This is a genomic window from Pseudomonas sp. Tri1, assembly GCF_017968885.1.
Lineage (GTDB): Bacteria > Pseudomonadota > Gammaproteobacteria > Pseudomonadales > Pseudomonadaceae > Aquipseudomonas.
In genome coordinates, this window is sequence record NZ_CP072913.1 from 2,964,181 (window position 1) to 2,988,212 (window position 24,032).

Annotated in this window: 4 protein-coding genes; all 4 read right to left on the reverse strand. The window is 63.3% G+C overall.

The genetic code is table 11. The annotated features are described in order from the left end of the window. Positions 1 to 272 precede the first annotated feature (272 nt). The 4 genes from J9870_RS13160 to J9870_RS13175 all read right to left on the reverse strand — a co-directional run bounded on the left by J9870_RS13160 (position 273) and on the right by J9870_RS13175 (position 24,032). On the reverse strand, positions 273 to 1,433 hold the full coding sequence (locus J9870_RS13160) for an FAD-dependent monooxygenase (protein WP_210644663.1): 1,161 nt from the start codon (positions 1,431 to 1,433) through the stop codon (positions 273 to 275). 87 nt (positions 1,434 to 1,520) lie between these two features. Continuing rightward, complete coding sequence (locus J9870_RS13165; RefSeq protein ID WP_210644665.1) at positions 1,521 to 8,807, reverse strand: non-ribosomal peptide synthetase; 7,287 nt, start codon at positions 8,805 to 8,807, stop codon at positions 1,521 to 1,523. A 107-nt stretch (positions 8,808 to 8,914) separates the two neighbouring features. Then, a complete protein-coding gene (locus tag J9870_RS13170) occupies positions 8,915 to 10,177 on the reverse strand; it encodes a nucleotide disphospho-sugar-binding domain-containing protein (protein WP_210644667.1) in 1,263 nt (420 codons plus the stop codon). Between the two features lie 268 nt (positions 10,178 to 10,445). Further along, positions 10,446 to 24,032, reverse strand: a complete 13,587-nt coding sequence (locus tag J9870_RS13175; RefSeq protein ID WP_210644669.1) for a non-ribosomal peptide synthetase — start codon at positions 24,030 to 24,032, stop codon at positions 10,446 to 10,448.

Below are 24,032 nucleotides of genomic sequence, written 5' to 3' on the forward strand. Positions count from 1 at the left end.
TCAATAGCTTAGGTTCTTTTCTCGGCCCGGTGAGGGCGTTCGCCATCTGCTTTTTTGACGGCCCTGACGGTAGAGATTTTCTGGCAAAAATGCCCGGAATCCGGCTTCAAGCTATGGCGAAAGATGCTGATCTTCTCGATTCTCGTTTATAAAAAATGTCGTTTTCTGTCTATATGGGAGTCGTTTTTTGTCATTGACTCATCCCGGGCGCGGGCGACCAGACGCGCTTTCACATCGTCCGGCCCAGGTCGGTGACTGATCCCCTTGATGGTTTATGCGCAGGGCTTGAATGACAGGATGTCGATATTCTTTTTACGCAGGCTGCTTTGCGGGGTCAGGCGGAAATACCATTCTCGAAGCCAACAGGTGAGCGTCGACTCGGCCTGTTCGATACCGCTCATGAAGCGAGCGGCGTTGACGATCCCATTGGCCCGGGGGTGTCGATACGCCTGGTAATGCAGCAGCGCGGTGCGCAGCTCCGGCGTTCGGGCCAAGCGATCGGCCAGTACCACGGCGTCTTCAATCGCCTGCGCCGCGCCTTGGCCCAGGCTGGGCAGCATGGGATGAGCCGCATCACCTAACAGCACCACATGGCCGTCACAGAATTGCTCCACGGGATGGCGATCCCGGGCATGCATTTTCAATATGGCATTCTCGGGTGTCGCCTCGATGGCCGCCATGACTTCCGGCGCCCAGCCGGCGTAAGCGCCGAGCACTTCCTGTTTACTGATATTGAGCGCGGCATCCGCTGCGTTTTTATGGTTGCAGGTCCCCCACCAATACGCCTGGCCGTCCCCCACATCGCAGAGCCCGAAGCGCTTGCCACGCCCCCAGTAATGCGCCACGTAGCCGTCGGTCATGACCGGATGGCTGAAGGGCGTGACCGCCAGCCAGGCGACATAACCCGATGGGCGGGTGGGTGTCTCGCCAAGCATCTGCTGGCGGATCACCGAGTTCAGGCCATCTGCACCGATCAGCAGATCAGCTTCCTGGCTGCTGCCATCTTCGAACTGCACCGTTACGCCATCCGGGAGATTGATATATCCCACGCAACGCAATCCGGTCGTCAGGGTGTCAGGTGTGAGTTGCTGCGCCAGGGCACGCAGCAGCAGGGGACGCTGGATATTCACGTTGGGGTGGCCCAGCTGTTCGCCGATCTCGTGGATAGGCATGCTGGTGATGGGATCGCCGTTTTGTTTCTTGAAGAAAAACTGGCGGATCACCTGGCCTGCCTGCTCCACCGGAACGTGGGCGTCGATCGAGTGCAGCGCCGCCATGGCATTGGCCATGATCGATAAACCGGTGCCGCCGGTACGCAGCGTCTGGGCCGCCTCGAAGACCTTGACCTGCCAGCCCGCTCGCTGCAGCGCGATGGCGGCGGTCAGGCCGCCGATACCGGCGCCGGCCACAATGGCTTTTCTGGGTTCTGTCATGTTGTTTCACCTGTATCTGGCCCGGAACGACCGGGCATGTGAGTCTGGCGGGGCAGCCAATCCTGCCCCGCGACTGTTCGGTAACGGTTATGCGAATGCCGTCACGGCCCCGGTATTCCTGGCCCGGGCCACGTCCATTCGGGACTTGATGAATTGGCCCACTCGCTCGATATGAGGTTCGCGCATCATGGTCAAATGGTCGCCCTCCACGGCGACTCGCTGTACCTGGGGCGCAATCGAGCGCCAGCCACGGTAGGGGTCGCGAAAGGCCGTACCCACCAGCTCATGGGGGGCTTGCAGCACATCGGGCAGCTCGACATCCGCCGCGAACAGCGTGATAGGCAAGTCCAGGGGCGGGAAGCGATAGTCCAGCAACCCTTGCCAGTTGGCATGAAACACCCGGAACAGCTGATCCAGTGTCGCCAGGGTGATGCTCTGGTCGAAAATGCCCTGGTCGATGCCGTGCTGCCTGATCGCTGCGAAGGCCTGGGAATCGCCCATGGAGGCGAAGTCCAGGGCGTGGTAGGCGTATTCCTTCTGCCCATCGCCACTGAGCAGTTCCCACATGAACCAATTCATGAACTCGGTGCGTTCTATCTGCACCTCGCCCTGCCTGACACGCACGATGGTGTCGAGCAAAAACACGTTATGCAGACGCCGCCCGCGCCGCTGCAACTCGCTCGCCAGCTCATACGCCACGACGCCGCCGTAGGACCAGCCGCCAATGTTCAGTGGCCCTTCAGGCGCGACCTGTTCAATGGCATCTGCGTAGTACTGCGCCTGGGCCTGTACCGATTGCAAAGGGGCGCGGGCATCCCATGTGCCCGGTGCTTGCAGTGCGTACAGGTGGACCTGGTCCTTGAGCACCCGCGCCAATGCCGCATAACACAGCACATGCCCGCCGATGGGGTGCACCAGGAACAATGGCGGCTTGCGCGTGGCGTTCTTGAAGTCCACCAGCGCACCGGTATCAGGGTGGCCGGTTTCAGTGTGCTGCAACACCTGGGCGAATTCGGCGATGGTCGGGGCCTGGATGAAGTCCGACAGCGACGGTTCCAGGCTCTGATGCCTGGCGAGCATGGCAACCAGTTGTACGGCCTTGAGCGAGTTGCCCCCCAGCTCGAAGAAGTTGTCGTAGACGCTGATGTCTTCCAGGCCCAGGGTTTCTTGCCAGTAGGCTTGCAGCAGGTCCTCCATGGCATTTCTCGGCGCGATGAACGGACGCAGCAAAGTGCTGTGGACTTCAATCTTCTGCAACCGCTGCCGGTCAATCTTGCCGGTAGGCCCGAGGGGTAGCTTGGCGATGCTGACCAGGGTGTTCGGCACCATGTAGTCGGGTAGTGCCAGGCGCAGTTCGGCCTTGAGTTGGTCCAGGTCCGGCTCGCGGCCCGGCAGGGGCTGGACGAAACCCACCAGATACCGACTGCCATCGGTCGCGGGCTTGTCGATGACCGCTACCTGCTGGATGTCGGCCCTGAACCGGGCGGAGCCGAGCATGGCCACTTCGATCTCGCCCAGCTCGACGCGATAACCACGGATCTTGACTTGTGCGTCACTGCGGCCCTGGTAGACCAGATCGCCTCCGGGCAGGTAGAAACCGATGTCGCCGGTTTCATACAAGCGCCGGGTCTGGCCAGCCAACTGGCGATAGACAAAACGTTCGTCGGTCAGGTCGGGTCGGTTCCAGTAGCCGTTGGCCAGGCATTCCCCTTCGATGAACAGGTCGCCCATGACTCCGACCGGGCAGGGGTTGCCCGCCGCATCCAGGACATGCATGTGCACCCCATCGATGGGCGTGCCAATCGACGGCATGCTCGGCCAGTTTGCCGTGGCGCCTTCAAGCGCCAGGCGGGTGACCACATGGGCCTCGGTCGGGCCATAGTGGTTTTCGACCCGGCAATCGCCGATGCCATCGATCAGTTCACGGATTTCGGCGGTGATTTTCAATTGTTCGCCGGCCACGTTGATCTGGCGCAGCGACACCGGCCGAATGCCCAGCTGCATGGCGACTTCAGCCAACCCCTGGAAGGCGACATAGGGCAGGAACAGGCGATTGACGTGTTGCGCGCTGATAAATTTCAACAACCGGATGAAGTCATAGCGCAGTCCCTCATCAATCATGACCAGTTCTTCGCCGCAAGACAGCGTCGAGAGAATCTCCTGGAACGATACGTCGAACGAGATGGGCGAGTATTGCAGCGTCTTCAGTGGTCCGGCCGGCTGCTGACGGTTTTGCCAGAGGATCATATTGGTCAATGCCCGGTGCGGCATCGCCACGCCCTTGGGGCGGCCCGTCGAACCGGAGGTATAGAGCAAATAGGCGTTATCGTCAGCCACGATGTCGGCGGCAATAGAGGCAACCCGTGCGTGACTGCGTACCAGGTTGGTGTCGAAGCCGGCGACCACACTGTCCCAGTGTCGGACGTCTGCCTGGCCGGCCAGGGTCATCGCCAGGTGTGCAGATGCATCGGCGAAGAGCACCAGTCCCGGTTGCGAGTCTTCGAGAATCAGCTGGATGCGCTCATTCGGATAACTCAGGTCAATCGGTACATACGCGGCACCAGCCTGTAGGACGCCGAGCAAGGCAATGATCAGGTCAGGCGAGCGCGGCATCATGATCGCGACCCGGTCGCCCTGGCCGATACCCTGCTGGTGCAGCCAACTCGCCAGTTGTGCGCAGGTATCTCCCAACTGCCGATAAGACAGGCGGGCCTGGCCAAAACTGACGGCGGTCTGCTGCTCGTGGCGGGCGAAGCTGTCCAGTAGCAGGGCCGACAGATTGTCAGGGGCAACTGCCGCGGCTGCCTGTGGCGTGGGTCGTTCGAGGCGCGGCAGCCAGGCCGGGATGCTGGGCTTGGCATCGGGGGCGGCGGTCATCAGTTCCAGTGTGCGCAGCAAGTATTCGGCATAGGCCTCGACCTGGCTCGTGGCGACACGCGTTGTGCAGTAGTCCATTTTCAACATCAGCGAACCGTTGCCAGGGTGGCGGCCCAGCGTGGTCAGCAAGTCATAGTTGCTGGCTTCGGTGGTTTCCCACTCGGTGAGAATTCCTTCGCCTTGGGCCAGCATGTCTTTGAGCACATAAAAATCGACGTAATTGAACACCACGTTCAGGGCGACATCGGTTTCGCGATGAATCAGTGCGAACGGATAGCGCCGGTGGGCGAACACCTGTTGTTCCTGGGCAATCAAGGCCCGGATGACCTCAAGCCAATTCTGGCCCTGGGCGTTGAAGCGCACCGGCAAGGTGTTGAGGAACAGGCCCAGGACCGAGGCAGCATCCTCGAACTCTGGCCGCCCATGGCTGATGACGCCGCACAACACTTCCTTTTGATTGGACATGATGGCTTGGGCGAAACCATGGGCCGTCAGCAAGACTGCACGTAACGGCAGGTCGTGGGCCCGACAGAACGCTTCGAGGCGGGCCAGCTCCGCTGCAGGCAATTCCCGATAGGCCGAGCGATGCGGCGTCGGATCCGGAGCGACCGCGTGGATCCAGCTGGTCATGGCGGCGGCAGGCGCATCGCGCAGGTATTCGCCCCAGAACCGGCGGTGAACATCGCTTGCCATGGCCGCCTGCTCCTGGGCAATGAAGTCGGCCGGCGTGGTGGTCAGGGCTGGCAGGGCGTCGGTTCCAGGCGCCGAGGTGTAGAGCGTGATCAAGTCGCGCATCAAGGTGGCGACGCTCCAGCCATCGAGGATCGCATGATGGAAGCTCAAGACCAGGTCGATTTCATCCTGCGCGACGAACACGCAGAACTGATACAGCGGCGCCCGCTGCCAGTCTTCGCGGTAACCCTTGCGCTCCTCCACATAGGCGGCAATGGCCTGGGCACGTGCGTCCGGGCTCAGTGAAACAACATCGATGACTTGCACCGGTGATTCGACCGTCGAATGCACCCGGGCCATGGGCACTTCGGCGTGGCCGATGTCGAATGACATGCGCAGGGCCGGGTGGCGCCGGATCAATGTCTCACAGGCGCGATCCCAAGCCGTTGCATCCCAACGCAGGCGCAGGCGATAGCGGAAGATGTCGTGATAGATCGCCGACTCCGGATGCATCATCGAGTGATAGATCATCCCGACTTGCAGCTGCGAAGCCGCAAACACATCATCGTACAGACCCGCGCTGGTCACGCGGATCTCTGCCGGCACCTGGGCAAAAGGTGCCACGTGCTTCAAAGGCAGCAGCGGGGTGGATGACAGGTCTTGCGTCTGTAGCGACTGGGCCAGTTGCGCGATAGTGGGGTGCTGGTAAATTTGCGCCAGGGTCAGCGCTATGCCTTGTTCACGTGCATGGATCTGCAAGTGAATGACCTTCAAGGAATCGCCGCCAAGCATGAAATAGTTGTCGTGGATGCCCAGCGTCGTGCGTTTGAGGTTTTCCTGCCAGAGGTCGGCCAGCGCCTGCTCCAATGCCGTGCGCGGCGCTGTGGTATCGGTACCCAGGGTGTCGGCAGGCTCGGGCAAGGCCTTGCGGTCCAGCTTGCCATTTACATTCAACGGCAATTGTTCAAGCTCGATCAGGTGCCTGGGCACCATGTAGTCGGGTACCTGCTGGCGCAAATCATCTTGCAGCGTTTGCGGTGACAGCTTGCATCCGGGTTCGCTCACCAGATAGGCGCACAAGTACGCATCACCTTCGGTTTCCTGGCGAGCGATCACCACCACGTCCTTGACGCCCTCGCAGGCGAGCAGGTGCGCTTCGATCTCGCCGAGTTCAATGCGCAGGCCGCGGATCTTCACCTGGAAATCATTGCGCCCCAGGTATTCGAGGCTGCCATCGGGCAGCCAGCGCCCCAGGTCGCCGGTCTTGTACAGGCGGGCCTGCGGGTCATCCCGGAACGGGTCCTGGATGAAGCGTTCGGCCGTCAGCTCGGGACGGTTCAGGTAACCTCGGGCGACACCCAGCCCACCAATATGAAGCTCGCCAGCCACACCAGGTGGCAGCAGTTGCAGGTTCGCATCCAGGACATGCATTTGAATGTTCGCGATCGGCTGGCCGATCGGCACGATGCCTTCGTGCATGTCGGCCCGGCAATGCCAGGCCGTGACATCAATGGCCGCTTCGGTGGGGCCATAGAGGTTGTGCAGCTGCACGTTGGGCAAGCGTTCGAAAAAGCGCTTCTGCAAGGCATGGGGCAAGGCTTCGCCACTGCACAGTACCTGCTCGAGCGCCGGCAAACGCTGTGGTTCGACCTGATCGAGGAAGATTTGCAACATCGACGGCACGAAATGCAACAGCGTGATGCCAGCGCTCGCCATGATGTCCATCAAATAGCCTGGATCCTTGTGCCCGTCGGGAGCAGCGACGACCAGTTGCGCGCCACTGAGCAACGGCAGGAAAAATTCCCAGACGGACACGTCGAAACTGAACGGAGTCTTCTGCAGCACGCGGCTGTGCTCATCGACGCCATAGGCATCGCGGGCCCAGAGCAGTCGATTCACCACCCCGTCATGTTGGTTCATGACGCCTTTGGGCAGGCCCGTGGAGCCGGAGGTGTAGATCACGTAGGCCAAATGTCGGGGCGTCAGCCCGAGCGCAGCGGCGTCCGGGTTGTGCTCCGGCTGCCGGGACACGCGTTCCTGGTCGGTATCCAGGCACAGTACCGGCATCGTCGCGGCGGGCAGGCTCGCCAATAACCCGCGAGTGGTAATCAGCGCACTGGGTGCACTGTCGCTCAACATGTGGCTCAAGCGGTCGGCCGGATAACCCGGATCCAGGGGCACGTAGGCGGCGCCCGCCTTGAGAATACCCAGCAGGCCTACCACCATCTCCAGGCTGCGTTCCAGGCAGATGGCGACTCGGGCGTCCGGGCCAAGGCCGGTCTCCAGCAGGGCGTGGGCCAGTCGGTTGGCCTGGCGGTTCAGTTGATCATAGGTCAGTGCTTGCTCTGCGAACCGTACGGCGAGCGCTTCGGGGCGAGCGCTGACCTGGGCCTCGATCAGTTGATGGAGCAGCACATCCCTGGGGTAGTCGACGTCTGTGCAATTGTATTCATGCAGCACCTGGCGTTCATTGGCCGGCATCAGGTCGAGGGTGCTGACCGGTACGTCGAAGTCATCCGCCACGCCTTGCAAAATGTGCATGAAGCGCTGTTGCAGTGCCTCGATCTGCGCGGCTTCGAAATAGGCTTCGTTGTAGATGAAGTGCATCCACACATCGTCATCTGGCGCCGCCTCACGAATGTGCATCGCCAGTGGCAGCTGTTCGTAGCCATTGCTGAGCTTGACCGGTTGCGCCAGTGCCGGCCCGTACCAGGTGTCCTGATCCTGTTCGTAGGACACCACCACGTCGAACAACTGCCGCCGACCGAGGTTCTGCAGCCCGAGCTCACGGTTGAGTTCACTCAACGGAAAGCGTTGATAGCGATAGTCCTGCTTGAGCGTCAGGGCAATCCTGCCGGCCAGCTCGGCAAAGCTCAGGTCGGTGCCCAGGTCCAGGCGTACCGGGCTCATGCCGACGAACAGACCCAGCGTGGCCTTGTGTGTGGCATTGGCGCGGTTGAGGATGGGCAGGCCGATCACGATTTCATCGCGTTGCTCGATGCGTGCAAAGTAGCTGTACAGCGCGGCCAGCATGACGTGGAAGACAGTCGCCTGGCCTGTGGCTTTCGCCTGTTCGGCGAGACGATTGTAAAGCGCTCGTGGCAGGCGCCAGGCATGGTTCTGGCTGGGTGCCAGGTGCTGGCCGAAGCGACTCTGATAGCGGGGGGCAAGCAGGGGCTCGGGCAGGGTACGGTACTTGTCCAACCAGTATTGGCGTTGGCGCTGGAACGCGGCCGAATCCTTGTGGGTGACTTGCTGCTCGATAAAAGCTTGATAGCTCGGCGCCGTGACTTGGTTGTGCGTCTGCTCATGCAGGGCGGTATAGGCCTGGCTGACAGCACGGCCGATCATGGCGAAGGACCAGCCATCGACGATCAGGTGATGGCAGTTGACGAAAAAGTAGTAGAGGTCTTCCCGAATCTTGATCAGGTCGGCGCGCAACAGCAGTCCGCGGTCAAAGGAAAACGGGGTCTGCAGGTTTTCCTGCAGCAACGCCAGTGCGCTGGCCTGCGGATCGTCATGGCCCGATACGTCATGTACCGTCATCGGAACGCTGACAGCCCCCAGGAACCGTTGCCGTGGCAGAGGATGTTCGCTCGAGCCGGGTACCAGCTGGATCCGCAGCGCGTCGTGGCGGTTGACTACTTGATCGATGGCCGTTTGCATCAGTGATGCATCGACCGCGCCGTTGATGCGTGCATAGCCGCCGATGTTGTACAACGGACTGTCACCGTGCAGCACCTGGTCCAGCCAGATATCCAGTTGCGGAGCGGTGAGGGGATAAAGCACCTGCTCTGCGCTCGAAGCGGGCATGGTCTGAGTCATGAGGTTCTCCGTGGGCCGATCCGCTGGCCCGATGAAACGAATGAAAAGAGTGATGCCTTCAGGCCGAGCCATTGGCAGCGCAGAGTCAAACGCCGATCAATCCGTGATTACGCGACGCGATACGTGGCCGTGCGAGCGAGTGCCTCGACTTGCAGCGCTGCCGCTTCGCGGGCGCTTTCACCACTGGGCATCAGCTTGCTGTAGCGGTCACAACTGGCACGCACGTCATGACTGTTCAGCACCTTGTCCAGGGCCGTGGCCAGTGACTCGGCAGAGGCAGGCGAGAAAATCCGCAGGCCGCACCCCAGGCTTTGCATTCGTGCTGCATTGTCGAAATGGTCGTGCGCAAATGGCGTGATGATCTGTGGCACCCCAGCGGCGATTGCCAGGGCCGTGGTCCCGACGCCTCCGTGATGCACCAGGGCCGAGGTGTGGGGCAGGATGCGGCTCATGGGGACGTAGCGCCTGACCAGGATCCTGCCGTCGCTGGACAGCGCCGGGTCTACCGGCTGACTGGTCAGGAACACTCCGCGGCGGTCGATCAACTTCAGCGCTTGAGCCGCGGCGGCGAAATATTGCTCGGCATTGACTGTGGTCGAACCCGGGGTGAACACCACCGGTGGGGCCACGCCCAGGAAGTCCTCCAGTTCGGCGTCGGGTTCCTCGAAGCCGGACTCATCGAATAACGGGAACCCGGTCAGTACCGTCTGGGTCGGCCAGTCCTGTTGGATTGGGGCGAACCAGTCCGGGAACAAGCCCAAGACCCGATCGGGTGAGGAGATCCACTGGCTGATGATGCGCTTGACCGGGGGCAAGCCCAATTCACGGCGAAAACTGTTGAGTTCCGGCTTCATGAGCCGATCGAGGAAGGCGTGCTCGATGACTCCCAGCAGCAGGCGTCTCAAGGGATACGGGACAAAGGCCGGCAGATTCGTTCCCGGTGGATGGGTAGGGCGTGCGAGAGGCGACCAGATGGCGAACGGTGTGACCTGCCCGGTGACCAGTGGGATGCCGTGCTTTTCTTGCAGCAGGCGGGCGGAAAACGCCCATAACGAACCGAGCATGACAGTGTCGTCGTCACACGCTTGCTCCAGTAGTCGATACTGCTCACGCAAGGTACCGCCGACGGTTTTCCATAAGGTGGGCAGTGACGTGCGCGGATGCCACAGCGCCGGGTCAGCCATGACCGCTTGATATTCCTCGCGGGTACCCAATGGCAGAAACTTGAAGCCGCAGCGCTCGATCACCGGCGCGAACGCCGCGCTGGCGCAAAACGTTATCCGATGCCCGCGGGCTGCGAGTGTGCGGCCGATCCCGACAAACGGGTGAACGTCACCGGCTGAACCGATGGCCGTAATGATCACATGCATAAGGCTCCCTCTAGAGTGATCGTGCGGTGGGTGAAAGGCCTGATCGGCGGGCGACCAGGCATCGCCTGTGGAATCCATCCACAGAAACGATTCAGCTTGCGGGGGGTATTTAAGCGGTTGCAGGTAGGCAGCGTCTGTAGCGGAAAACGGGGACATCCTGATCTGCCGATCAGGGCTGTTGATCCTGTGGGAGCTAGCTGGCTCCCACAGTGGTTGTGTCCAATCCCGGGGCGTCCGGCGCATTGCTCACCGGACACCCTGGGTTCCTTTATGACTCCGCGGCGGTTTTCAACGCCTGTGAAATCGCCTCGCCCAGCTTGGCCACATGGGGCGCCTTGACCAGCGTGTTATGGGTGCCGGGCAGTGGCGTCACGCTGACCTGATCCGCCAGCAGCGCACGCCAGCCCAGGGTCGGGTCGCTGCGTCGCTGTTCGCTTGCGGTGAACAGCGAGACCTTGAGCGGGCTGGATGGGCTGACGTAGGCGCCGATGGCCTGCCGCATCCGATAGGCGACTTCCAGGTGAGTACGCAGCAGAGCAGCATCGATATCGTGGGGCAGTTCCTCCGGCAGCAGGCGATGGGTGATGCACAGCGCCAGCATCGCGTCGATGTCCGAGTGTTCCGCCAGTGCCGTCAGTTGCCGCATCAGCCCGGGGTCGATCTGCTCAGGCAGCCAGGCCATCAGGAACTGTGCTTCGCTGATCGATTGCGTCGGTACCGGATCAGGACGTGCCGACGCATCGATGATGCCAAGGAATTCCACGACCTCGCCACCGGCCTGCAGCTGACGCGCCATTTCATAGGCGATCAGGCCACCGGCCGACCAACCGGCGATCCGATACGGACCTTGCGGCTGGGTTTGTCTGATGGCCGTCAGGTAACGCGCCGCGATGGTCGGCACATCGGCCAACGGCGCCTCACCCGCCACCAGGCCGCTGGCCGCCAAGCCGTAGACGGGGACCTGGGGATCGAGCACCGGCGCCAGGTCCCGTGCATATTGCACTTCACCGCCCAGCGGATGGACCAGATACAGCGGTCGCTGGGAACCGGTGCGCCGGATCGGCACCAGATTGCTGTGGCCGCCCGGGCGGGCCTGGCCGTCGAGGGTCCGGGCGAAGCCGGCAATGGTCGGCTCGACAAACAGGTCGCGCACGGCAATCGGCTTACCGAGGACCTTGCGCAGACGCGAGGCCATCTGCACCGCCATCAACGAAATCCCGCCGAGGCTGAAGAAATCATCATGGCGGCTGACCCGTTCCAGTTTGAGCAATTCTTGCCAGAGGGCCGCGATGGCGATCTCGGTGTCGCCCTTGGGCGCCTCGTAAGGCAAGGCCGGGGCAGGGCTGTCATCGCCAAAGCGCGGCTGGGCGATGGCATTGACCGAGCGCACCAGCGGCGGTGTGCTCTCCAGCAGCTTGCCGATGGATTGCTGCCCATCGGCCACCAGGTTTTCCAGGAGCTTGGCGAAGAGCTCGGCAATGTTCTGTACCGTCGGCCTGTCGAACAGGTCATTGGCGTATTGCAGGCTGCCGCCGATGCGCTCGCCGTTGTCGATGAGGGACAGCGAGAGGTCGAACTGCGTGGTGTTATGGGGGCTTTCCAGGGTTTTCACCTCAAGCCCAGGCAACTGCAGCGGTGCCGGTGGCGTGTTGTCCAGGCTCAACATGACCTGGAACAACGGGCTGTGGCTCATGCTGCGGGTCGGTTGCAATGCGCTCACCACCTGCTCGAAAGGCAGGTCCTGATGATTGTAGGCGCTCAGGGTCAGGTTCCTGATCCGCGCCAGCAGTTCTTCGACACGGATATCGCGCTCTGTGCTCACTCTCAAGGCCAGTGTATTGGCAAAGAAACCAATCAGCGCCTCCAGCTCCGGACGTTGACGATTGGCCACCGGGGTGCCGACCACCACATCATCCTGACCGCTCAGATGGCTCATCAACACCGACCAGCCGGCCAGCAGCACCATGAACAGCGTGGTGCCCTGGGCCTGGCTGAAAGCCCGCAGATCAGCACTCAGGGCCGGCGAAAAGTTGCATTCGAGGATACCGCCGGCATAACTTTGTATTGCCGGGCGCGGACGATCCAACGGCAGGTTCAACAAGGCCGGTGCACCTTCCAGGTGTTGCCGCCAGAAGTCGACCTGCGCTTGCAGTGCCGGGCCTTCAAGGGACTGTCGCTGCCAGGCGGCATAGTCCACGTATTGCAACGCCAGGGGCGGCAACGGATCTTTCTGGCCCTGGGTAAACGCGCTGTAGAGCGCGCTGACCTCCCGGGCCAGCACACTGTTGGACCACCCATCGGAAACGATGTGGTGCAGGGTGATGAACAGCACATGTTCCTCGTCCGCCAGTTGCACCAGGTGACCGCGCATCAGTGGTCCATGGCTCAGGTCGAACAACGGCGTGGCGTTGATCTGGCCGAGGTGCTCCAGCCTGGCCTTGCGTTCATCGAGTGCTAGCGTGCGCAGGTCCTGCTGGTCCAACTGGAAACCGTGATCGGCCGGAGCGATTTTTTGCACCGGCTCGCCGTCCACCAGTTCAAACCGGGTACGCAAGGTTTCGTGACGCGCCACCAGGCGGTCGAGGGTGGCCTGCAGCGCCGCTTTGTCCAGCGCCCCCTGCAAGCGCAAGGCCAGGGGCAGGTGATAAGCAGCACCCGCCGCGTGATCCAGGTGGTCGAGGAACCACAGCCGTTGCTGGGCGAAGGATAACGGCAGTCGCCCCGAGCGGTTGGCCAATGGAATCGATGCCGACTGGGTGGGCGACGCGCCGTGTACCAGGGCGGCGAGGCCACGCACGGTTGGCGCGTCGAACAGTTCGCGCAGGGTGATTCGTGCGCCCAGCTTGCGCCGCAGCCGCGAGAGCAACTGCACGGCGAGCAGCGAATGGCCGCCGAGTTCGAGGAAACCGTCATGACGACCGACCTGATCCAGGTGCAGCAAACCTTTCCAGATATCGGCAATGGCGATTTCGGTATCGCCCTGGGGCGCCTCGTAGGTTTTGCTCGCCAACGATTCCTGACCAGGTGCTGGCAGGGCGCGGCGGTCGAGCTTGCCGTTGGCAGTGAGGGGCAGGGCGTCCAGGTGCACGAAGGCGCTGGGCACCATGTACTCCGGCAGGCCGCTCAACAACGCGCTGCGCAGGTGTTCGGCCGGGACGGGTTCGCCGCAGACATAGGCGACCAGACGCTTGTTGTCCGAATCGCCTTGGCTGTCTTCCCGGGCGATGACCACGGCCTCGCGGATACCCGGGTAGGCCACCAGGGCGTTCTCAATTTCACCCAATTCGATGCGGAAGCCACGGATCTTCACCTGGAAGTCATTACGCCCCAGGTACTCCAGCGTGCCGTCGGCCAACCAGCGGCCAAGGTCACCGGTCTTGTACAGGCGTGCGTTTGGTTCAGTGCTGAACGGATCGGCGATGAACCGTTCGGCGCTCAGCTCCGGGCGGTTCAGGTAACCGCGCGCCACGCCAGCGCCGCCAATGTGCAGTTCACCGGCCACGCCCAGCGGCGTCGGTTCGCCCCGGGCGTCGAGCACGTGCACCTGGACGTTGGCAATCGGCCGGCCAATGCTCGGCCGCTCGCCGAGGTCGCGGATCAGGTCGATGGTGGCGTCCACCGTGCATTCGGTCGGGCCGTACATGTTGTAGAAACGAATGCTCGGGCAGTTGCGCAGTTTCTCCCAGGTCGCGGCGTTGATCGCCTCGCCACCGAGCAGCACGCTCACCGGCTGATAGCTCTGGCGTTCCAGCAGGCCGGCGGCGAGCAGGGTGTCGAGCTGCGACGGCGTGGAGTCGAAGGCGTGCACCTGGTGCTGTTCGAGGAAGTCCAGCAGCTCGTGGCCGCTGGCGCGGATCAGTTGCGGGATGATCACCAGGCGGTGGCCGGAGAACAGCTGCGAGATGCCCTTGATCGACATGTCGAAGAAGAACCCGGCATTCAGCGCCACGGTGGCCGGTGTTGGGCAATACCGGTGGGTGGTGCGGGTCAGCACCTGCCAGAAGTTGAACACCGAACGGTGCTCGACCATCACGCCCTTGGACTGGCCGGTGGAACCGGAGGTGTAGATCACGTAGGCCAGGTGCTCGGCTGTCAGGCCGGGGACTTGCGGATTGGCGTCAAAAGCCGCGTCATCCGCAGCCTGCAACGAATCAACCGTGTCGAGCAACAACAGCGGCAGCTCGCCGGACGGCAGGCTGAGGGCCGATTGGCTCAACAAGGCCCGTGGCTGGCTGTCCTGCAGCATGAACGCCATGCGCTCGGCGGGGTGGGCCGGGTCGATCGGCACGTAGGCGGCGCCGGCCTTGAGCACACCCAGCAGGCCGACGATCATGTCCAGGCTGCGCTCGGCGCAGATCGCCACGCGTTGATCGGGTTGGATACCGAGTTCGAGTAATTGCCGGGCCAGGTGGTTGGCGCGGCGGTTGAGCTGGCGGTAGCTCAGTTGCTGGTTCTCGCAAACCAGGGCCACGGCCTCGGGATTGGCCTGGACCTGGGTTTCGAACAGGGTGTGGATCGGCTGTGCAGGCCCGAAATCGCTGGCGGTGTGGTTGAAGTCGCCCAGCAGCAATTGCCGCTCGGTTTCAGGCAGCACTTTCAGATCGCTGGCGAGGCGTTCGGGGGCCTGTTCAAGGGCTTCCACCAGGGCGGCCACGGCTTGGCCGAGGTAGGCGGCGATGCGTTGCGGGTCGATGCCAGTGATGGATTGGGCGGTCAGGGAGAACCCGTTGCCGACATTCGCCACGGCGATTTCGATAGGGTAGTTGGTACGGGTTTCGGAGGCGATGAAGTGCATGCCTTCGTGATCGCCCATGTCTTCGACGTTTTCCCCGGAGGTATTGACCAAGTCGCCATGGCGGCAGTTGAGGATCACCGTGAACAGTGGTAGCGACGCATCCACGGCACTGCAACGCTGGGCCAGGGCCAGGGACGCCTGTTCGTGGGTCAACAATTCACTGAGCTGCTGGTAGGCGTCGCGGACGATGTCGCTGACGGTGTTTTGCTGCAAGCGAATGCGCATTGGCAGGGTGTTGATGAACATCCCCAGGGCATGGTCGGCGCCGGCGGTGCCTTGGGAGCGCCCCGACAACACCGTGCCGAAAATCCCGTCGTCGCGTCCGCTGGTCGCCGCCACCACCAGACCCCAGGCGGCATGGAACAGCACAGAGGTTGGCACCCCTTGCTGGCGTGCCATGCGATGCACCCGGGCACTGAGCGCCTCGCTCAAGTGTTCGACCGCACGCTTGATCCCAGCGCCATTGCCGCGCACATCCAGCACCCCGTAAGGCGCGGTAGTGGAGTCGACATCGGCCAGCAGGCGACGGAAGTAAGCTTCGTGGTCGGCCTGGGATACGTTGGCGGCCTGGGCAATGAAGTTACGGTAAGGCTGGGACGGCGGCAGGCTGTCGGCCTGCCCGGCCAGGACGGCCTGGATCTCCAGCATGATCAGACGCAGCGTCACGTTATCGCTGACCAGGTGGTGGTCGAGCAACGCCAGCAGCCACTGCTCATTCGGCGCGTCGTAGATGATGTACGCGGCGATCAGCGGCGCCCGTTGCAGGTCCAGTCGCAGATGGTGGGTGTCGGTGTGGTCGCGCAGGGTTTGCAAGGCATTTTCGCCGGGCAAGCAGTCCAGGGTCACGACCGGCAGTTGCGCCTGGCGATGGACCACCTGCACTGGCTGCGGCAACCCGTGCCAGCGCAGGGCGGTGCGCAGGATGTCGTGGCGGTCGATCACCACCTGCACGGCGGCCAGGAAGTCATCGAGCAACTGGCGACGGTTGAACGTCACCACGGTGCGCATCAGGTACGCATCGCCTTCGGCCTGCAACAAATGGTGGAACAGAATGCCTTCCTGCAATGACGACAGGGGATAGATGTCCTGTACGTTACTGGCCCCGCCGGGGACATCGGCGACGATCTGCTCGATTTCCCCCTGGCTGAGGCTCACCAGCGGCAGCATCTGCGGTTCGATGGCCATGCAGTCGGCCGGGATCAGGTTGGCCGGCACGAACCGCTGGACGTTGTTGCCACCGGCCAGGACCGCCGCCATGGCCTTGAGCGTTGGCGCGGAAAATACCGTGCGCACATCCAGTTGCAGGTCGGCCTGACGCAGGCGCTCGATCAGGCTGATCACCAGGAATGAGTGGCCGCCCAGTTCGAAGAAGTGGTCCTGGCGACCCACACGTTCAACCCCAAGCAGCTCCTGCCAGGCGCTGGCCAGCGTGAGTTCGATTTCGCCCAAGGGGGCTTCGTAATGCTTGCTCGCGGCGGCAGACAAATCCGGCGCCGGCAACGCGTTGCGGTCCAGCTTGCCGTTGGTGGTCAGCGGCCAGGCTTGCAGGGTCACGAAGGCCCCGGGCAGCATATGTTCGGCCAGCACGCTGGCCAGTTGGTTGCGCAAGACCGAAGACTCAAGTACGACATCGTCATGGGCGATCAGGTACGCCACCAGGCGTTTGTCGCCGGGCTGGTCCTCGCGCACGATCACCAAGGCTTCGCGCACATCGGCCAGGGCCAGCAACTGGGCTTCGATTTCCCCCAGTTCGATGCGAAAGCCACGAATCTTGATCTGCGAATCGTTACGGCCCACGTAGACCACACCGCCGTCGACGCGGTAGCGGGCGATGTCGCCAGTGCGGTACAACCGCGCCCCGGGTTCCACGGCGTACGGGTCGCGGATGAATCGTTCGGCATTGAGTTCGGCGCGGTTGAGGTAATGCCGGGCCACGCCAGCGCCGCCAATGTAGATTTCCCCATTGACCCCCACCGGCACCGGTTGCTGGTACTCGTCGAGAATGCGCAGGCACAGGTCCGGCAATGGCGGACCGATCAGGCTCGGCGCGCCAGTGTCGATTTCTACCTGGCTGATCGGGTAATACGTCGCGTGCACGGTGATTTCGGTGATCCCGTACATGTTCACCAGGCGCGTGCGCGACAGCGCGGTGCGTGCGGTCCAAGGGCGCAGGCTGCGGAAGTCCAGGGCCTCGCCGCCGAAGATCACTTCGCGCAGGGCATGTTCCTGGTCGCTGCGCTCTCGGGCCTCGATGAACTGGCGGAAGGCGCTCGGCGTCTGGTTCAGGACCGTGACGTGCTGTTGGCAGACCAGCGCATAGAAGTCATCGGGCGATCGGGCGACATCGCTCGGAACGATCACCAACTTGCCGCCGTAACTCAGCGCGCCCCAGATTTCCCAGACCGAGAAGTCAAAGGCAAAAGAGTGGAACAACGTCCATACGTCGTTTTGGTCGAAGTCGAACAACCCGGCGGTGGCGTCGAACAGCCGAGCCACATGGCCGTGCTCCACCAGCACGCCCTTGGGCAGCCCGGTGGACCCCGAGGTGTAAATGACGTAGGCCAGGTGCCGTGGCGTCAGGCCCAGTGCCTTGGCCTCAAGATTGTAGTCCAGGGACACGTCCGCCAGGTCGTCTGCCGCGACGTAATCCTTGAGGCTCACCACCGGCACGGCATGCTCGGGCAGCCCGTCGAGGCAGTCCGGCTGGGCCAGCAAGGCCACCGGAGTACTGTCGGCCAGCAGGTAGCCGAGGCGTTCGCTGGGGTAGGCCGGATCCAGCGGTACATACGCTGCACCGGCCTTGAGCACAGCCAGCACCGCGCAGACCATCTCCACTCCGCGCCGGGCCAGGATCGCCACCCGGTCATCGGGGCGCACGCCTTGGGCGAGCAGTTCACGGGCGATGCGGTTAGCGCGGCGATTGAGGGCCTGGTAGCTCAGTTCGCATTCGCCCAGGACCAGGGCGGTGGCGTGGGGTTGTGCGGCGGCGACCTGTTCGAAGCGTTGATGAATCAGCAGTTGCACAGGGAACACGGCTTTGGGCGCCAGCGTCGCCGGCGAGGCCTGGCGCTGTGCCGGGCTGAGCAACGGCAGGGCGAGTACCGGCTGTTCGACATCCTCGACCAGTGCTTGCAGCAGCGTTTGAAAGTGCTGGGCAAAGCGCTCCACGGTAGAACGGTCGAACAGGTCACTGGCGTATTCGATCACCCCGGCCAGGCTGCCGCCGTCATTGCCCAGCGTCAGCATCAGGTCGAACTGCGAGGTTTCATGGGCTTGGGCCACGGGGGTCAAGGTCAGGCCGGGCAGGCTCAGCTCGCCGCCCCCCGGTGTGTTATCCAGCGACAGGGCAACCTGGCACAGCGGGTTGTGGCTCAGCGAACGCGGTGGCTGCAAGGCTTCGATGACCTGCTCGAAGGGAATGTCCTGGTGTTCGTGGGCCGCCAGCGTTGTCTGCTTGATCTGCTCCAGCAACTGCACCACGCTCGGGTTTTCTGTCAGGTTCACTCGCAGGGCCAGGGTGTTGACGAAGAAACCGATCAGGTTTTCCGTTTCGGTGCGACTGCGGTTAGCGGTCGGCACGCCAATGACCACGTCGCGCTCGTTACCCAGGCGTGCCATAAGCACCGACCAGGCGCTGAGCAAGGTCATGAACAGGGTGACGTTGTGTTGTTGGCAGAAACGTTCCAAGCGTTCGCGCAACGCCGCGGCGATCTCGACCGGGACGTCGCCACCCCGATAGCTCTGCGTCGCCGGGCGCGGACGATCAGTGGGCAAGGACAGCAACGCCGGCGCACCGCCCAGGTGCTCGCGCCAGAAGTCGGCCTGGCGGCTCAGGCGCTCGCCGTTCAGGGCCTGATGTTGCCAGGCCGCGTAGTCGGCGTATTGGATCGGCAGCGCCGGCAACGGGTCGGCCTGCCCCTGGCTGAAGGCCCGGTAGAGGGCCGCGAACTCCTTGACCAATACACCCACCGACCAACCGTCGGAGATGATGTGGTGCTGGGTGATCAGCAGGATGTGCTCGTCGTCGGCCAACCGTAGCAGGCGACCGCGAATCAGCGGTCCCTGGCCCAGGTCGAACGGCGCCAGGGCTTCGCTATTGCCGATGCGAGCCGCGCTGAGGCTGGCCTGCTCATACGGCAGCGAGCGCAGGTCCTGTTCGCTGAGGGCAAAGCCACAGTACGCCGGGGCAATGACCTGTACCGGTTGCTCGCCACGGCGTACGAAGGTGGTGCGCAGGCTTTCATGCCGCGCCACCAAGCGGTCCAAGGCTGTCTTGAGCGCGGCACGGTCGAGATTGCCGCGCAGCAGCAGCGCCGCGGGCATGTGATACGCGCTGCCCGCATCGGCATCGAGCTGGTCGAGGAACCACAGGCGTTGCTGGGCAAAGGACAGCGCCAGGGGCTTGTCCCGGTCTACCAGGCCGATGGTCTCGGTGTGTGCGATTTGCAGGTCGCCCACTACCCGCGCCAGTTCTTCCACGGTCGGATGGCTGAACAACTCGCGCAGCATCAGGTCGCCGCCCAGCTGTTGCCGCACTCGGGAGACCAGTTGCGCGGCGAGCAGGGAATGCCCACCCAATTCAAAGAAACTGTCGCTACGACCGACCCGTTCCAGGCCGAGCAGCTCTTGGAATATCTGCGCCAGGGCGGTTTCGGTGGCGCCTTCGGGGGCGACATAGCCACGTTCGGACATGGCATCCAGGTCCGGCGCCGGCAGCGCATCCTGGTCCAGCTTGCCGTTGGCCGTGAGTGGGTAGGCGTGCAGGCTGACAAAGGCACTGGGGATCATGTAGTCGGGCAGGGTAGCGCCCAATTGTTTGCGCAATGCGGCCACTTGCAGCGCGGTTCCCGCCTGGGGGATCAGGTAGGCGATCAGGCGCTTGCCCTGGCTCACGTCTTCACGAGCCAGTACCCGGGCTTCACGCACGCCGGCGCAGGCCAGCAGCTTGGCTTCGATCTCCCCCAGTTCGATCCGGAAACCACGGATCTTCACCTGGGCGTCCATCCGCCCCAGGTGAACGATCTCGCCGTTGTCCAGCAACTTGCCCAGGTCCCCGGAGCGATACAACCGTTCGCCGGGACGGAACGGGTCGGCAATGAAGCGTTCGGCGCTCAGGGCCGGACGGTTCAGGTAACCGCGACCGACCCCCAGCCCACCGACGCAGATCTCACCGGCCACGCCCACTGGCAACAGCCGTTGATGGGCATCGAGTACATAGGCCACGGTGGTCGGGATCGGCCGCCCGACGTTGGAGACGCCAGCGGCGATGTCCGCTGCGCCAATGGCCTTGTAGGTCACGTGCACGCAGGTTTCGGTAATGCCGTACATGTTCACCAGCGCCACATGCCCGAAGGCCCGATGGAAGGCGTCGAGCCTGCCCAGTTCCAGGCTTTCCCCGCCGAAAATCACATAACGCAAGTGTTCCAGGCGCACGTCCGGTGCCGCCAGGGCCGCGGCGCTGAGTTGATGGAACGCCGAGGGCGTCTGGTTCAGCACCGTCACCTGTTCGCGTTCAAGGAAAGCCAACAGTTCCTGCGGATCGCGACGCAGGGCTTCGGGTACCAGGCTCAGGCGCGCGCCATAGAGCAGGGCGCCGAAGATTTCCCAGACCGAGAAATCGAAGGCGTTGGAGTGGAACAACGACCAGACATCGTCGGCGTTGAACCGGAAATCCAGGCGATTGTTGTGCAGCAATCGCACAACGTTGCGATGTTCGAGCAACGCCCCCTTGGGTTCACCAGTGGAACCCGAGGTGTAGATCACATAGCAGAGGTGGTTCGCTGCGGTGAGGTTCGGCAGGTTGTCGGTGCTGCCGCCACTGGCCGGGGCGGCATCAAAGACTTCGATGCCAAGATCCTGCAACGCCGGGCTCATGTCTTGGCGAGCGATGGCCTTGCGTACGCCGCTGTCACGTAACACATAGGCGATGCGCTCCTGGGGCGAGCTTGGGTCGATCGGCACGTAGGCGCCGCCGGCCTTGAGCACCGCCAGGGTGGCGACGATCATCTGCACCGAGCGATCCAGGGCAATGGCCACCAGTTCTTGCGGCTGCACGCCAGCCGAGCGCAAACGGTGGGCGAGGCGGTTGGCCTGTTCGTTGAGCTGTCGATAGCTCAGGCGCTCCGGGCCGAGATTGACGGCAATGCGTTCCGGGTGTTGGCGGGCCTGCTCCTCGAAGATTTGATGCAGGGTCAGGGTATCGGGCCAGGCGGCTTCGCTGTCGTTGAAATCGAGAATCTGCCGCTGGCGTTCGGCGGCATCCAGTAACGGGATGTCGTCGACCCGCTGCTGCAAATCTTCGACGAAGGCCTCCAGCAAACGCACGTAGTGGCGCATCAGCTGTTGGATGAATTCGACGTCGAAGAATTCTGCGTTGTACACCAGGTGCCCGGCCCAGTGTTGCTCACTGGCCTTGATCAGCAGGTGCAGGTCGTTCTTGCCGTAACCGAGGTTGGTTTCCAGGGTATTGATCGCCAGGCCAGCGACCAGCGAGCTGGCGTCGGTGGTGCGTTGGAAATTGAACAGCACATCGAACAGTGCGGTGCGGCTCATGTCCTTGGCCGGATTGAGGGCCAGCACCAGTTGGTCGAACTGCATGTGCCGGTGCCGCAGGCCCTGGGTCAGGTTGCTCGCGGTGTGTTCCCACAGCTGTTGCAGGGTGGTGTCGCTGTCACACTGGCCACGCATGACCAGCAGGTTGTCCAGCGGCCCGACAACATCGCGCAAGGCCGGCTCACGACAGGCGGCCGTGGTGCCGACCACCAGCTCATCGTGCCCGGCGTAGCGGCGCAGCAGTGCTGTGAAAGCACTCAGGGCCAGGCTGTCGCAGCTCACGCCGACTTCCCGGGCCAGGGCCTCAAGGCGTCGTACCAGCGCCGGTTCGAGGGTAAAGCTGTGGCTGGCTTCGGCAAACACATGTACCGCCGCCCGCGGTCGATTCAGCGGCAGCTCCAGGGCTTGCAGCTTGCCGCGCAGTTGATAGGCCCAGTAGGCCCGCAGGTTTTCCAGCACCGTGGCCGGCAGGTTGCGTTGCCAGGCGGCGAAGTCGCCATAGCCCAACGACAAGGCCGGTAGCTCGGCGTCACGGTCGGCGCAGGCGGCTTCATAAAGCGCCAGCAGATCGCGCTTGAGCAACTGCATGGAGCTGCGGTCGGCCAGCAAGTGGTGCACGGCGATGGCCAGGATGGCGCTGCGCTCATCCGCCCGTACCAGGCTGGCGCGCACCAGGCTGCCGCCGTCCATGGTCAAGGGGCGGCGGGTTTCGGCCAGGGCCAGGGCCGTCAGGTCGTGAGGGTTGCCCTGGATCAATTCGAGCGCCAGGGTCGCTGGCCCGTCGAATTGCTGCCAGGCGCTGCTACCGTCGCTCAGCACCCGGCAGCGCAGAATGGCGTGGCGGGCCAGCAGCCCGTCGAGGGCGGTTTGCAGGGCCGGCTGATTGATCTCGCCGCTCAGTTCCAGCAGCAACGCAATGTTGTGGTAGACCGGGTTGGCGTTGTACAGGTAGCCGGTTTCGAAGGTGTCGACGAACCACATCCGCTCCTGGTGAAAGGACAGCGGCAGCCGCTGCGGCGCAGGCACAAGGGCCTTGACCTCGGGCAAGGCCAGGGTCGGGTCCAGTTCCAGGGCCGCAATCCGGGTGTCTGGGGCTTGGGTGAAGCAGCGCAGCAGACGCTCGAAGCGCCCCGCCAGTCGCTCGATGGTGGAGGCGTCGAACAACGCGGTGGAGTACGACAGGCTGCAGGACAGGCTTGGACCACCTTCGTCGATGTGCAGGGACAGGTCGTGCTGGGTGTTGTCCTTGGGCGACGGTAAAAACTCCAGGTTCAGCCCCGGCAACTGCAACTGGCCGCCAGCGCCCCCGGCATTGGTGTAGAGCATGGTCTGGAACACCGGGCTGTGGCTGGCGCTGCGTGGTGGCTTGAGGGCTTCGACCACCAGCTCGAAGGGCGTGTCCTGGTGGGGCGAGGATTCCAGCATCAGGTGCTTGACCTGTTGCAACACCTGATCAAGGGTCGGGTTGGCTTCCAGGCGTACGCGCAGGGCCAGGGTGTTAACGAAGAAGCCGATCAGCGACTGCACATCCTGGCGGTCGCGGTTGGCGGCGACGGTGCCGATCACCAGGTCCTGTTGGCCGCTGATGCGCGCCAGCAGGACCGCCCAGGCGGCCATCAAGGTCATGAACGGTGTGGCGGCGCGGGACTGGGCGAACTGGGCGATGGCGGCGGACAACGACGCGGGCAGATCGAAGCCCAGGGTTTCGCCGCGGTAACTCTGCACCGCTGGGCGTGGGCGGTCGGTCGGCAACGAGAGCAGGGCCGGGGCGCCACCCAGGTGAGCACGCCAGAATTCCACTTGCCGGTCCAGGCGCGCGCCTTCCAGGTGTTGGCGCTGCCAGGCTGCATAGTCGGCGTATTGCCGGGGCAGCGGCGGCAGCGGGTCGGGCTGCCCGGCGCTGAACGCCTGGTACAACGTGGCGAACTCCTTGACCAGGATGCCGATGGACCAACCGTCGGAGATGATGTGGTGCTGGGTGATCAGCAGCCGATGCTCGTCGTCGGCCAGGCGTAGCAGGCTGCCGCGAATCAGCGGCCCCTGCAGCAGATCGAACGGTTGCTTGGCTGCCTCTTCACTCAGGCGCGCTACCTGGGCCTCGGCTTCGTCCCGGGATAGATGGCGCAGGTCATGCTCCACCAGGCTGAAGCCGCAATCGGCCGGGGCGATGATCTGCACCGGGTGTTCGCCTTCACGGCGGAAGGTGGTACGCAGGCTTTCATGCCGCGCCACCAGACGATTGAGGGCCGCCTTGAGCGCGGCCAGGTCGAGCGCGCCACGCAGCACCAGCGCGGCGGGCATGTGATAGGCGGCGCTGGCGGTCGGGTCCAACTGGTCGAGAAACCACAGCCGCTGCTGGGCGAACGATAACGCCAGCGGAGCGTCACGGTCGACGCGGGGCAGGTCGTCAGGAGCACTTTCGATGACCCGTGTCGCACCACGTTGCTTGAGCAGTCGCAGGAGTGCGGCACGTTTCAACTGGTCGAGACTATCGTTATGTTCGTTCAA